15 protein-coding genes are annotated in these 13,365 nt (G+C 29.3%); 5 read left to right on the top strand and 10 right to left on the bottom strand.

Annotated elements, in window-relative coordinates; translation table 11 throughout:
• Positions 1-43 precede the first annotated feature (43 nt).
• The gene (gene carA, locus GGR97_RS08400; RefSeq protein WP_167898081.1) at positions 44-1,141 is read left to right on the top strand and encodes a glutamine-hydrolyzing carbamoyl-phosphate synthase small subunit; all 1,098 of its coding nucleotides are present in this window, start codon (positions 44-46) and stop codon (positions 1,139-1,141) included.
• A gap of 56 nt (positions 1,142-1,197) precedes the next feature.
• On the opposite strand, the gene GGR97_RS08395 is transcribed toward carA, so the two are convergent.
• Positions 1,198-1,755, bottom strand: a complete 558-nt coding sequence (locus tag GGR97_RS08395) for an acyl-CoA thioesterase (protein WP_167898080.1) — start codon at positions 1,753-1,755, stop codon at positions 1,198-1,200.
• A gap of 125 nt (positions 1,756-1,880) precedes the next feature.
• On the opposite strand from GGR97_RS08395, the gene GGR97_RS08390 reads away from it, so the two are divergent.
• The gene (locus GGR97_RS08390) at positions 1,881-2,786 is read left to right on the top strand and encodes a glycosyl transferase family 90 (protein ID WP_167898079.1); all 906 of its coding nucleotides are present in this window, start codon (positions 1,881-1,883) and stop codon (positions 2,784-2,786) included.
• 1 nt (position 2,787) lies between these two features.
• Here GGR97_RS08390 and mazG read toward each other — a convergent pair whose 3' ends face one another.
• The 9 genes from mazG to ruvX form a co-directional block, all read right to left on the bottom strand.
• Positions 2,788-3,567 (bottom strand): nucleoside triphosphate pyrophosphohydrolase, encoded by a 780-nt coding sequence (gene mazG / locus GGR97_RS08385; RefSeq protein ID WP_167898078.1) that lies wholly within the window; start codon positions 3,565-3,567, stop codon positions 2,788-2,790.
• A 144-nt stretch (positions 3,568-3,711) separates the two neighbouring features.
• Positions 3,712-4,146: a DUF5606 family protein gene (locus tag GGR97_RS08380; protein ID WP_167898077.1), complete on the bottom strand. Its 435-nt coding sequence runs from the start codon at positions 4,144-4,146 to the stop codon at positions 3,712-3,714.
• Between the two features lie 17 nt (positions 4,147-4,163).
• On the bottom strand, positions 4,164-4,751 hold the full coding sequence (def, locus tag GGR97_RS08375) for a peptide deformylase (protein WP_167898076.1): 588 nt from the start codon (positions 4,749-4,751) through the stop codon (positions 4,164-4,166).
• Between the two features lie 108 nt (positions 4,752-4,859).
• The gene (rfbB, locus tag GGR97_RS08370) at positions 4,860-5,873 is read right to left on the bottom strand and encodes a dTDP-glucose 4,6-dehydratase (protein WP_167898075.1); all 1,014 of its coding nucleotides are present in this window, start codon (positions 5,871-5,873) and stop codon (positions 4,860-4,862) included.
• Positions 5,874-6,731, bottom strand: coding sequence for a dTDP-4-dehydrorhamnose reductase (rfbD, locus tag GGR97_RS08365; protein ID WP_167898074.1), 858 nt, complete (start codon positions 6,729-6,731; stop codon positions 5,874-5,876).
• On the bottom strand, positions 6,724-7,296 hold the full coding sequence (gene rfbC / locus GGR97_RS08360) for a dTDP-4-dehydrorhamnose 3,5-epimerase (protein ID WP_167898073.1): 573 nt from the start codon (positions 7,294-7,296) through the stop codon (positions 6,724-6,726). The genes rfbD and rfbC overlap by 8 nt, the downstream gene beginning before the upstream one ends.
• 1 nt (position 7,297) lies before the next feature.
• The gene (rfbA, locus tag GGR97_RS08355; RefSeq protein ID WP_167898072.1) at positions 7,298-8,173 is read right to left on the bottom strand and encodes a glucose-1-phosphate thymidylyltransferase RfbA; all 876 of its coding nucleotides are present in this window, start codon (positions 8,171-8,173) and stop codon (positions 7,298-7,300) included.
• Positions 8,170-9,237, bottom strand: a complete 1,068-nt coding sequence (locus GGR97_RS08350; protein ID WP_167898071.1) for a hypothetical protein — start codon at positions 9,235-9,237, stop codon at positions 8,170-8,172. The genes rfbA and GGR97_RS08350 overlap by 4 nt, the downstream gene beginning before the upstream one ends.
• 10 nt (positions 9,238-9,247) lie before the next feature.
• Positions 9,248-9,655 (bottom strand): Holliday junction resolvase RuvX, encoded by a 408-nt coding sequence (gene ruvX, locus GGR97_RS08345; protein ID WP_167898070.1) that lies wholly within the window; start codon positions 9,653-9,655, stop codon positions 9,248-9,250.
• A 194-nt stretch (positions 9,656-9,849) separates the two neighbouring features.
• On the opposite strand from ruvX, the gene GGR97_RS08340 reads away from it, so the two are divergent.
• The 3 genes from GGR97_RS08340 to GGR97_RS08330 all read left to right on the top strand — a co-directional run bounded on the left by GGR97_RS08340 (position 9,850) and on the right by GGR97_RS08330 (position 13,242).
• Positions 9,850-10,881 (top strand): hypothetical protein, encoded by a 1,032-nt coding sequence (locus GGR97_RS08340; protein WP_167898069.1) that lies wholly within the window; start codon positions 9,850-9,852, stop codon positions 10,879-10,881.
• Between the two features lie 173 nt (positions 10,882-11,054).
• A complete protein-coding gene (locus GGR97_RS08335; protein WP_167898068.1) occupies positions 11,055-12,164 on the top strand; it encodes a glycosyltransferase family 4 protein in 1,110 nt (369 codons plus the stop codon).
• Between the two features lies 1 nt (position 12,165).
• Positions 12,166-13,242, top strand: a complete 1,077-nt coding sequence (locus GGR97_RS08330; RefSeq protein ID WP_167898067.1) for a glycosyltransferase — start codon at positions 12,166-12,168, stop codon at positions 13,240-13,242.
• Positions 13,243-13,365 lie beyond the last annotated feature (123 nt).

The raw sequence follows: 13,365 nt of genomic DNA, 5'->3' as shown, positions 1-13,365 counted from the left end.
AGATTAGGTGATAAACCTCCACCCAACAACAAAAACAACTTTTATGAAGTACAAAGAATTAAAGAAAGCAATTTTATTATTGGAAGACGGAACTATTTTTGAAGGGAAGTCTGTTGGAATTGATGGAACTACTATTGGTGAAATATGTTACAATACTGGAATGACTGGTTATCAGGAAATTTTTACAGATCCTTCTTATTTTGGTCAAATTATGGTAACTACCAATGCACATATTGGTAACTACGGAGTAAATGACGATGAAGTAGAATCTGATGGAATTAAGATTGCTGGGTTAGTATGTAGAAATTTTAGTTATGAGTACTCTAGAGAACGTTCTAACGGTTCTTTAGAAGACTACTTTAAGAAACATGGATTAATTTCTATTACTGATGTTGACACAAGAGCTGTTGTAAGCTACATTAGAAAGCACGGAGCAATGAATGCCGTTGTATCTACAGAAGTAGATAATATTGAAGGATTAAAAGCCAAATTAGCTGAAGCTCCTAGTATGGTTGGATTAGATTTAGCATCTGTAGTATCTACTAAAGAACCTTATTTTTATGGTGATGAAAATGCTACTTATAAAGTTTCTGCTTTAGATTTAGGTATTAAAAAGAACATTTTAAGAAACTTAGCTCAAAGAGATTGTTATGTAAAGGTTTTTCCTTGTACTGCTACTTTTGAGGAAATGGCTGCATTTAATCCTGATGGATACTTTTTATCTAACGGACCTGGAGATCCAGAACCATTAGAATCTGCTCAGCAAGTTGCTAAGACTATTATAGAAAAAGATTTACCATTATTTGGAATTTGTTTAGGACACCAAACAATTGCTTTATCTCAAGGTATATCAACTTACAAAATGCATAACGGACACAGAGGTATTAATCACCCAATTAAAAACCTAATTACAGGTAAAGGTGAAATTACTTCTCAAAATCATGGATTTAACGTTAATAGAGAAGATGTTGAAGCTACTGATAACGTTGAAATTACGCATGTACACTTAAATGATAATACAGTAGCTGGAATTGCTATTAAGAATAAAAAAGTATTCTCTGTACAATATCACCCAGAAGCTGGACCTGGACCACATGATGCTTCTTACTTATTTGATCAATTTATTGAAAACTTAAAATAAGTATTGAAATTTATAGTATTAAAAAAGCCTTAGTCAACGACTAAGGCTTTTTTAATTTAATCTAATAAAGATGGGTCTATAAATACATTAAACTCTTTTAACTCCTCTAGATGTTCTTTATAGTTAAAAGATTGCTTGCTAAAAGCTTGTTTTCTTAGTTTGTTAGTTTCTAATCTACTTTTAGAACGAATAAAACGTCTAACATCTTCTGAATTTCTTAATTTAAGTTTAGGAACTTTTGCGTTTTTACCTTCTTTGGTTTTAGCAACCATTACAAAATAAGATGAATTACAGTGTTTTTTTTCTCCAGTTTGTATGTTTTCAGAAATAACTCTAATTCCAACAGTCATAGAGGTGTTTCCTACATAGTTAACTCTTGCTTTTAATGTTAAAAATTCACCAACACTAACGGGGTTTTTAAAGTCTACTGTATTTACAGATGCTGTTACACAATATTGTCCTGAATATTTAGAGGCACAAGCAAACGCTATTTGATCCATTAAGTTTAAAATGTAACCTCCGTGTATTTTTCCACTAAAATTGGAATTCATAGGCTTCATTAACTCGGTTATTTCAACAGCAGAATCTTGCGGGCTTTTAATATTTTCTGGCATAGTTTCTAATTTTAGTTTCTACTACAAATATACGTATTATTTACGTAAATATACTTAGTTTTTAGTTTCTTGATTTCTACAATTTATGTTGTAGTTTTGATGTGGTAAAGATAAGATTTGTATTTATGAGATTCACTAAATTAAGGTACTATGTTAAAAACACAATTTTAGACATCATACCTCGTGTTTTGTTTCAAAATAAAAAAAATACATCAGCAGTAATAATTCAGGATAGGCTAGATTATTATAATAAGTTAAAATCAACTTATGTATTAAGTTTAGGGACTTCTATTGATGAATTTAGAAAACCTAAAAAATTAAAAACCTACTATTTTGATTTGATTGAAACTTTACGATTCTATCCTAAAGAAAATAAAATCAATTATGAATTTGGAGATGTTGTAACCATACCATCAGAACCAACTTTTGTAAAAAGTAGACCTATACACGGAGCTAATGAAAATTCTGTGTTGCTAAAGTTAAATAAAGTAAGGCACTTTAAATTTGTTAAAGACCGTCTTAAGTTTGATGATAAGAAAGATCTGTTAATTGGAAGAGCAAAAATATTTGCGTACCATCCGCATAGAATAGATTTTTACGAAAAGTATTTTCATCATCCTATGTGTAATTTAGGAGCCGTTAATTCTCCTAAAGTAACTCAAGAGTGGGATCGTCCTAAATTATCTATTAAAGAACACTTAAAATATAAGTTTATATTATCATTAGAAGGGAATGATGTGGCTACCAATTTAAAATGGATTATGTCTTCCAATTCTATTGCGGTAATGCCTATGCCTAAATATGAAACTTGGTTTATGGAAGGAACACTACTTCCAAATTATCATTTTATTTGTATTAAGGATGATTATTCTGATTTAGAAGAACAACTTACTTACTATATAAATAACAAGAAAGAAGCTTTAAAAATAATTGAAAATGCAAACAAGTATGTTAAGCAATTTAGAAATCGAAAATTAGAGAAAGCCATTGCTTTTGGAGTTGCTGATAAATATTTTGATTTGCAAAAATAGATCAATCAAACTTTTTAGATTCTTCCCAATAGACATCCATTTCTTCTAAAGATAAATCGGTTAGTTGAATTCCTTTTTTCATGGTATTCGCTTCTAAATACTCAAAGCGTTTTTTAAACTTGATATTTGTACGTTCTAAAGCGTTTTCTGGGTTAATTCCTAATAGTCTAGCATAATTTACCATAGAGAATAAAACGTCTCCAAATTCAGCTTCCATTTTCTTTTTATCGGCTACTTTTATTTCATCATTAAATTCCTGTAGTTCTTCTTGTACTTTTTCCCAAACTTGTTCTGGATGTTCCCAATCGAACCCTACAGCAGAAACTTTTTCTTGAATTCTATTTGCTTTTACCATGGCAGGTAATGAATTTGGAACTCCTTGTAAAAGTGATGTGTTTCCTTTTTCTTTTAATTTAAGTTGTTCCCAATTTCGTTTTACGTCTTCTTCATTTTCTACATGAACATCTCCATAAATATGAGGATGTCTGTGAATTAATTTTTCTGAAATACTAGTTGCTACATCACCAATGTCAAACGTATTAGATTCACTTCCTATTTTTGCGTAAAAAGCAATGTGTAATAACAAATCTCCTAACTCTTTTTTAATTTCATTTAAATCATTAGCTAGAATAGCATCAGCTAATTCGTAAGTTTCTTCTATGGTTAAATGACGTAAGCTTTCTAAGGTTTGTTTTTTATCCCAAGGACATTGTTCCCTTAACTCATCCATAATGGTTAACAAACGATCTATAGCGACTAGTTGTTCTTTTCTTGTGTTCATTTTATCAGTAAAAAAGTATAGAGTACAAAGTACAAAGTTATGAGTGAAGCGTAAAAAGTTTAAGGTATAAATAAAAATATAAAAGCTGTTAACTAGATCAAGTGAGAAATAGTTAACAGCTTTTATAAAAAGTATGTTTTAAAATTATTCAGCAGCGTTTTCAGCTTCTTCTAATTTTTTAAAGTCTTCTTTAATTGTTTCAAAATCAAAACCAGAAGTCACTAAAAGATTGTACCATTGTACAACTTTTTTGATGTTAGAAACATAAACTCTTTCCTCATCATAATCTGGTAATACTTCGCTAAACATAGCTGCCAATTCATTATTAGGAGCTTTGTGACTAATTGCTTCTTTTCCTTCGTATTTTTCGTTAATAGCTAAGAAAACTTGACCTAAAGGCACTTCAGTTTCATAAGTATATATTCCAATATCACTTAAAACACTTACATTTTGAGTGTTTTTAACAGGAGCTTTTTTACCATCTATTAAAGAAGTTGTAATAAAACCACCTTTTGTTTGTCCTAAAATTTCATACAATCCTGGTTTACCAGCAATTGCAATTACTTTTGTTAAACTCATTTCTAATTATGTTTAATTTATTTTCTTTTTGCGTTAAAGTATCGCATTCTATAATCAGCTCCAATTTTTCCTTTAGAGATGTTTTCTAGTTTCTTTTTTAACAATCTCTTTTTTAAAGATGATAATTTGTCTGTAAACAAGACTCCATCAATATGATCGTATTCGTGTTGAAATACTCTAGCTGCTAGTCCGCTGTAAGTAGCTTTGTGTGTTTTAAAGTTTTCATCTTGATAGGTAACGTGAATAGTTTCGTTTCTCCAAACTTCTTCTCTAATTTCTGGAATACTTAAGCATCCTTCTTCAAAAGCCCATTCGTCACCTTCTTCACTTTCTATTTTAGCATTGATGAATACTTTTCTAAAAGAAGATAATACTTCTATTTCTTCTGGAGTAGCTTCTTCATCATCAGCAAAAGGAGTAGCATCAATCACAAATAATCTGATAGATTTACCAATTTGAGGAGCTGCCAAACCTACACCATTTGCGTTTTCCATGGTTTCCCACATGTTGGCAATTAAGGTAGAAAGTTCAGGGTAATCTTTGTCTATTTCTTTACCTACTTTTCTTAAGACAGGGTCTCCATAGGCAACAACTGGTAATATCATAATAGTTTGCTAAAATTCGAATGCAAAAGTACAAAGAATTGCTTGATACTTTTGCATTACAATAGTAAAAAAGCCAAAGTGATGAACTTTGACTTTTGAATTTCTTTGTTAAGATGAGTATTTATCTAAATACCATTGGATGGTTTTTAAAATTCCAGATTCAAAATTCTCATCGGCTTTCCAACCTAAATTAGTTTCAATTTTTGTGGCATCAATAGCATAACGTCTATCGTGACCTGCTCTATCTTCTACATAATTGATTAAATCTTTGTAGCTCCCCGATTTTTTGGGTTGTAGCTGATCTAAAATTTCACAGATTTTATCGGCAATGTAATTGTTGTTTCTTTCGTTACGACCTCCAATATTGTAAACCTCTCCAAAAATTCCTTTGTGGTAAGCTAAATCTATTCCTTTACAATGATCTAAGACATATAACCAATCACGAATGTTTTTTCCATCACCATAAATAGGGATAATTTCTTCGTTTAAGGCTTTTCTAATTACAGTTGGAATTAGTTTTTCATTGTGTTGTTGGGGTCCGTAATTGTTAGAACAGTTGGTAATAATAGTGTTCATTCCATAAGTATGATGGTAACTACGCACCAGCATATCGCTACTCGCTTTGGAAGCACTGTAAGGTGAGTTAGGAGCATAAGAGGTGGTTTCTGTAAACAAACCTGTTTCTCCTAAAGTTCCATACACCTCGTCTGTAGAAACGTGTAAAAATTTACAATCTTGATATCCGTTTTTAAAAGTAAATGGTTTCTCCATCCAGTGTTTGTAAGCAACATCAATTAAGGTAAAAGTACCATTTACATTGGTTTCTATAAAAACTCCAGGATTGCTAATAGAATTATCTACATGAGATTCTGCTGCAAAATGAATAACTCCTTGTACATCATTTTCTGTAAATATTTTCTCAATTAGCGGTCTATCACAAATATCACCTTTTATAAATGTGTGTCTTTCGTGATTTTCAACTTTATTTAAATTTTCTAAACTTCCTGCATAGGTTAATTTATCTAAGCTGATTAATTTATAATCTGGATAAGATTCAATAAAATGATAGATAAAGTTAGAGCCAATAAACCCTGCTGTTCCTGTGACTAATATTGTTTTCATTTATAGTTTTTTTAAACAGTTTGATAAAGATGTTTTCCAGTGAGGAATTTCTATTTGAAACGTGTTTTTAATTTTTGATTTATTCATTAAGCTAAACAAAGGTCTTTCTGCTGCTGTAGGATAATCTTTGGTTTCTATAGGTAAAACTTTACAATTGGTGTTTGTTTGACTAAAAATTTCGAAAGCAAAATCGTACCAACTACAAACTCCTTCGTTAGCATAATGATAAGTTTCTACGTTGCTGTTTTTAATTTTAGGTAAAATATCTAAGATTGTTTTAGCCAAGTCATAAGCATAGGTAGGAGTTCCTATTTGATCTGCTATAATGGTTAACAACTCTCTAGTTTCTGCCAATTTTAACATGGTTTTTACAAAGTTGTTCCCAAAGGTAGAATACACCCAAGAGGTTCTAATAATAATAGAATTGATTGGGTTTATTTTTTTCATGGCTTCTTCTCCTAACCATTTTGTTTTTCCGTAAACATTGATAGGATTAGGAGTATCATTTTCTTTAAACCCTACGTGATTTACTCCGTTAAAAACATAATCAGTAGAAGTATGTACTAATTGTATGTTTTGAGCTTTGGCAACAGTAGCCAAGTTAAAGGTAGCTGTATGGTTAACTGCATTACAAATATCCGATTGTTCTTCAGCTCTGTCTACAGCAGTATAAGCTGCACAGTTTAATATAATGTTGATTTTGTTTGTGCTACAAAATTCTTCTACTTTTTTTAAATCGGTAATATCTAAATTAGTAACATCTGTAAAAAAGAAATTGTACTGAGTATATGCCGGTGCTAAAGATTGAATTTCGGAACCTAACTGACCATTGGCTCCTGTTACTAATATATTAATCATAGTAGTTGGTATTGTAGTCCAGTAATTCAGCTTTGCTTAAAGTAGGATTTTGTGTGTCTTTTTCTGACAAAACAAATTCACTAGAATTTAATTTCCAATCAATTTGTAAAGTAGGGTCATCAAAAGCAAGTCCTCTTTCGTTTTCAAAACTATAAGGAGCATCTACTTTGTAACTAAAAATAGCCGTATCGCTTAACACAATAAATCCGTGAGCAAACCCTTTAGGAATTAATATTTGTTTTTTGTTTTCTGCGGATAATTCAATAGCAACATGTTGTCCAAAAGTAGGAGATCCTTTACGGATGTCTACAGCAACATCAATAACACTTCCTTGAATAACTCTTACCAATTTGGTTTGTTCAAAACCATTAATTTGATAATGTAAACCTCTTAAAACTCCTTTGCTAGAACTGGATTCGTTGTCCTGTGAAAAGTTAATTGTATATCCTAAAAAATCTGCAAGCATATCTGCTTTAAAAGATTCCATAAAGTAACCTCTATGATCTCCAAAAACTTTGGGTTCGCAAACTATTATATCTGGAATTTCTGTACGTGTATATTTCATGTTATTTTGTAGCTCTTCTTATTAAATACTGACCGTATTCATTCTTTTTCATTTCGTGCCCCAAAGCTAGTAATTGCTTTTTGTTGATGTAGCCTTTTTCGTATGCAATTTCTTCTATACAGGCTACTTTTAAGCCTTGCCTTTTTTCTATGGTATGTATAAAGTTAGAAGCTTCTAACATAGATTCGTGTGTTCCAGTGTCTAGCCATGCATAGCCACGTCCCATTAACTGCACATTTAGTTCTTTATTTTTTAAATAAACTTGATTTACAGAAGTAATTTCTAATTCTCCTCTTTCGCTTGGTTTTACATTTTGTGCAATACCAATTACGTTGTTAGGATAAAAATACAATCCAGAAACCGCATAATCACTTTTAGGAAGTTTTGGTTTTTCTTCTATGCTTAAAGCGTTTTTATTTTCATCAAATTCTACAACTCCATAACGTTCTGGATCACTTACGTAATATCCAAAAATGGTGGCTTTTTTATCTTCTTTACAACTTTTAATGGCATTGGTTAATAAAGTAGGGAATCCTTGTCCGTAGAAAATGTTATCTCCTAAAATTAAGGCAACATCATCATTACCTATAAATTCTTTACCTATAATAAATGCTTGAGCCAAGCCTTCTGGATTAGGTTGTACTTCGTAAGAAAGTTTTATTCCTAATTGGCTACCATCTCCTAATAAATTTACAAAACGCTCTTGATCTTCAGGAGTAGTAATAATTAAAATATCTTTAATACCTGCAAGCATTAAGACAGACAAAGGATAGTAAATCATTGGTTTGTCGTAAATGGCTAACAGTTGTTTTGATGTAGCTTTTGTTAAAGGGTACAATCTTGTTCCAGATCCACCAGCTAGTATGATTCCTTTCATAAAGTTTGTGTTATAAAGTTAAGATACTTGTTTTTTTGACTTGCTAATTTCCATTTTTCAGGACAATATTGTTTTGTTGGATTTTCCAATATATTAAAAAAGAGCTGAGGCTCTAAGTAATTGTAAAAATAACTAGTCTCATTAAATTCTTTATTTTGTGAGAAATGTTGCTCCAATAACATTGTTTTTTGAAAAGCATAAGCCCAATTATAAGTTGCTGTAATTTTATATTTAATATATTTTTTAAATAATTTATTGTTTGGGTGTACTAAAGGAAGTACATAATTAGCTTGAGCAATGTATTGTTGAAAATCGGTATCAGGCACATGTTTGTTAAAAAAAACAAATTGCTTAGCGTAACTTTTTTTTGAAATTTCTTTTTGAAACATTAATCCTTCTGGGGTGTTTATATTACCCAAAATGATAAACTTAATATTTTCAGGAATGTTTTTAAATTGTAATAAAAAGGAATAATCTCTTCTATTGAATTCAACTCTACCAGGAATTAGAATCCACTTTTCATCAATAGGTTTGATGATTGTTGATGTTGGAATTTTTTTCTTATCAAAAAAAATAAGATAAGTACTTTCTATATGTGTAGTTGTAAGTTTTTCGGTAAGAATGTTTTTTTTGATAAAATCACTTAAAACAAAATAACCTTTTAGTTTTTTACTAATAATTTTTTGTTTTAAGCTACTTTTTAATCGGTTAGGATTGTGAAGTATGCCCCAAAAAGAAATTGTGCTATTAAATAAGAATAAAAGTAAAAATTTAAAAATTTTTCTTTCAGCAGAATTAAAAATAACCTTGTGAATATTATTATTAATTAATTGCTTTTTTAAAAATTTGGATGTTCTTTTTATTTCTTTTGAATTACCTAAACTAAGTGGTATTATAGTAAGGTAGGGCAGATTGGGAATACTAGAAATACTTTTAGAGTTTAAAAACAGTGTAATGTCATAAGTGTCTTTTAAAAATAAAATTTGACTATAAATACACTCAGCATGAGAGGTGTCAAATTCAATAATTGCAATTTTAGGTTTTGGAGATGTAGCGAAACTCATGTATTTCTTATTACTGAATATTTAAAAATTCTTGCAAAATAATAGTTGCACTAATTTTGTCTACCAATCCTTTATTTTGTCTTTTCTTTTTTCCAATACCACTAGCAATCATGGTGTCAAAAGCCATTTTAGAGGTAAAACGCTCATCAAATCTTTTGATGGGAATATGATAGGTGTTTTCTAGTTTTTTGATAAATTCTTTTATGTAAACCTCACTTTCACTATGAGTACCATTCATCTGTTTAGGTTCTCCAATTACAAATAAATCTACAGTATTGTTTTTTAGGTATTGATTTAGATAGCTAAAAATTTCTTTAGTAGGAACGGTATCCAAACCAAAAGCCATCATTTTTAAGTCATCGGTTTCAGCCAATCCGGTCCTTACAGTTCCGTAATCAAAAGCAAGTATTTTAGACATAGTTTTATTAAATATAAGTTTTGGATTACTAGAATTCTGTTTTATAAACTTAAGTTAGTAAAGATATTATATTAATAATTTTCTTTTAAAGTTAAAAACAAGATTGACCTTTAGTTTAATTTAAAGTTAACATTGTTCAAATATACAAAGGTTTATTTTGTTTTATGTTTAGATCTTTTTTTAAAAGATGTAAAATGAATATTGTTCTAGTTGAGTTTAACGCTCATCATGATGAGTGTATTTTTTCTCAAGTAGCATTTTTAAAGACCTTACCTAATCTAAAGTTGTATTTAATATCTAACTATAGATTAAAAGGTAGAATAGCTTATTTAGATGAATTTAAAGAAACTTTATTTGTGAGAAGTAATCAGTGGGGGATTGGACATTTAAAAGTTTTGCAGTTTTTAAATAAAAACAAAATTGATAAAGTTATTTTTAATACGGTTCCTAATAAATCAGCTCATAATTTACTTAAGGTTTGTTCTAAAAAAAAGAGAGAATATTATGGTGTTTTACATAATTTAAAAGATCTTAAGAATACTAAGTACTTACATACCTATAAAACAATTAACGGTTTTTATTTGTTAAATGATTATTTATTAGATAATACTAAAACCAATAACTTATTAAAAGCAAAGTTTGGATCTTTTTACCCTATTTTTTTTAAAGAATGTAGTGAAGTTAAACTGAAGAAAGGGAAAGATGAAATATGGGTAACTATACCTGGTAAGATGGAGTTAAAACGTAGAAACTATATACAGTTATTTGAGTTTTTTAAAGCAGGAAATTTAAATAAAAACATTAAACTTATTTTTCTAGGAAAAAGTGACCCAAATCTTTCTAAAGAATTTAAAAAGTACGATTTGAATAATAATTGTATGTTTTGGGACGGTTTTATAGACAACAATCTTTTCCACTCATATTTACAAAAAAGCGATTATATTTTACCTATAATACACAATAAACATATTTTGTCTAACGCATATCAATATAAAATTTCAGGATCTTTTAACCTAGCGTTTTCTTATCATGTACCTATGATATTAGACTCGTTTTTTAATCAATTTGATGATTTTAAAACAACAGCGTTATTTTATAAAAAAGAAGATAATTTAATAGCTGTTTTAAATAAACTGGAAAAACCAATTTGCAAGTTTAATAATGAAAAATGGAGTTTTGAATTTCAACAAAATAAATTTGTTAACCTTTTAAAGTGTAATAAATAAACAAATATTTTTAGATAATTCTTGTTGTAAAGCTTTTTACCACGCTTAATTTATTTGATAAATACTTAGTTCTTAAAGTTTATTTAAGTAAAAAAGATTCAATATATTGAACGCTTTCTTATGTGCTATACTTTAGCGGTAATTTATAAGTTGAATTTTTAAAGGAAATATTAATGAGAGTAGGTTTTGATGCTAAACGAATTTTTCATAATACCACAGGTCTTGGTAATTATAGTAGAGACACGGTTAGAATTTTAGCTAGTTATTTTTCTGAGAATTCTTATTTTTTATACAATCCAAAACCTGGTAAAGTAGATAGGTTAAACTTAAATAACAACATGAAAGTTTGTTTACCTAAGAGCAAAGTTTGGCAAAAACTAAGTTCTTTGTGGAGACAAAAAGCGATTGTAAAAGACTTAGTAGCAGATAAAGTTACCATATATCATGGATTGACAAATGAGTTACCTATTGGTATTGAAAACACAACTATTAAAACCGTAGTAACCATTCACGATTTAATTTTTGTTCGCTATCCGGAACTGTATTCGTATATTGATGGTAAAATACATTTTAAAAAATTTAAAAGAGCAGCTCAAGTTGCAGATAGGGTTATTGCTATTAGCGAACAAACCAAAAGAGATATTGTTGATTTTTTAGGAGTTTCTCCAAATAAAATTGAGGTAGTATACCAAGGATGTCATTCAGCATTTTTAGAAAATTATAGTTTAAGTGAGAAAAACGAAGTAGCTAAAAAATATACGTTGCCTAGTAAGTTTCTTTTAAATGTTGGGACCATTCAGGAACGTAAAAATTTATTGACTATTGTAAAAGCTATTAAAAACACCAATCATTCTTTGGTAGTAGTTGGTAAAGAAACTGTTTATGCAGAAAAGGTTAAAAAATATATTGATGAAAATAATATGACAGATCGTGTTCTCTTTTTAAAAGGAGTAAGCATGCAAGAATTGGCTATTATTTATCAAATGGCCTCTATATTTATTTATCCAAGTATTTTTGAAGGTTTTGGCATACCTATTGTTGAAGCATTGTATTCTAAAACACCTGTAATATCATCCGTAGGGAGTTGTTTTTCGGAAGCAGGTGGTCCTAATTCGATATATATAGAACCACATGATGAAGTTGCTTTACAACAAGCAATTTTTAACATTGAGAATGATACCGTTTTACAAAAGGAAATGAAAGAAAAAGGATGGCAATATGCTCAGCAATTTTTAGATGAGCAAATTGCTAAAAACTTAATAAACGTATATAAGAAGTTGTAAAATGAAAACAATCTGTTTGTTTAATTCTGAGTTGGCTTGGGGAGGTGGAGAAAAATGGCACCTAGAAACATCATCTTATTTACATCATAAAAAGTATAGGGTAATTGTATATTGCCATAAAGATGGAGAGCTCCGAAAAAAACTAGAGCAAGAAGGAATAGAAACCAGGTTAATATCTATAGGTAATTTAAGCTTTTTAAATCCTTTTAAAATTTTACAACTCATGTTGTTGTTTTTAAAAGATAAACCCAATGCAGTTATTTACAATATATCAAAAGATATAAAAGTAGGAGCATTAGCAGCAAAATGGGCAGGTGTTAAAACCATTATTTATAGAAGAGGAAGTGCTATTCCTATTAAAAACAACTTTTTAAACAGATGGTATTTTAAAAACATAATTTCACAAATACTGGTAAATTCTTTTGAAACAAAAAAGACCATCAACCAGAAAAATGCAAATATGTTTCCTAAAGAAAAAATAAAAGTAATTTATAATGGATTGCATTTAGAAAGATATCAGTTAGAAAAAAATAAAACTCAACATATATTTACTATTGGTAATTTAGGAAGATTAGAATATCAAAAAAACCAAACAGCTCTTTTAGATTTGGCTTTAATTCTAAAACAAAAAATAACAGACTTTAAAATTGTTATAGGTGGTGATGGAAGATTGCTAAACGAATTAAAACAAAAAGCAGAAAATATAGGAGTTGCAGATGTTGTTGAATTTAAAGGATATGTAGACAATGTAAACAACTTTATGTCTCAAATAGATGTTTTTGTGCTAAGTTCTCATTGGGAGGGATTTGGATATGTAGTTGCCGAAGCATCTTATCTTAAGAAACCTGTAATTGCTTATAATGTAAGTAGTAATCCAGAAGTGGTTGTAAATAATAAAACTGGATTTTTAGTAGAAAAAGATGATTTAGAAGAGGTTTCTAAACGCCTTATAGAATTAAAAGAGAATGCCGATTTAGTAGAGCAAATGGGATTGGCAGGAAATACGTTTGTAAAAGAGAATTTTGATGCTGAAGTTAATCAGCAAAAAGTAGAAGATTATCTTCTATCTTTTATTTAATTGTGTTTGTAGAAGAATATATCTTTTTTGTGAGGTGTTTAATATGTAGTATCTTTGCACTTTTAGGTTAGGGGTATAAATCTCTAAAGAAATACATTTAAAAAAATATAAACTTTTAAAGAA

The sequence above is a fragment of the Wenyingzhuangia aestuarii genome, from assembly GCF_011927765.1.
GTDB lineage: Bacteria > Bacteroidota > Bacteroidia > Flavobacteriales > Flavobacteriaceae > Wenyingzhuangia > Wenyingzhuangia aestuarii.
Note: the sequence above shows the minus strand (reverse complement) of the source record. Positions and strands in the feature narration are given on the sequence as shown.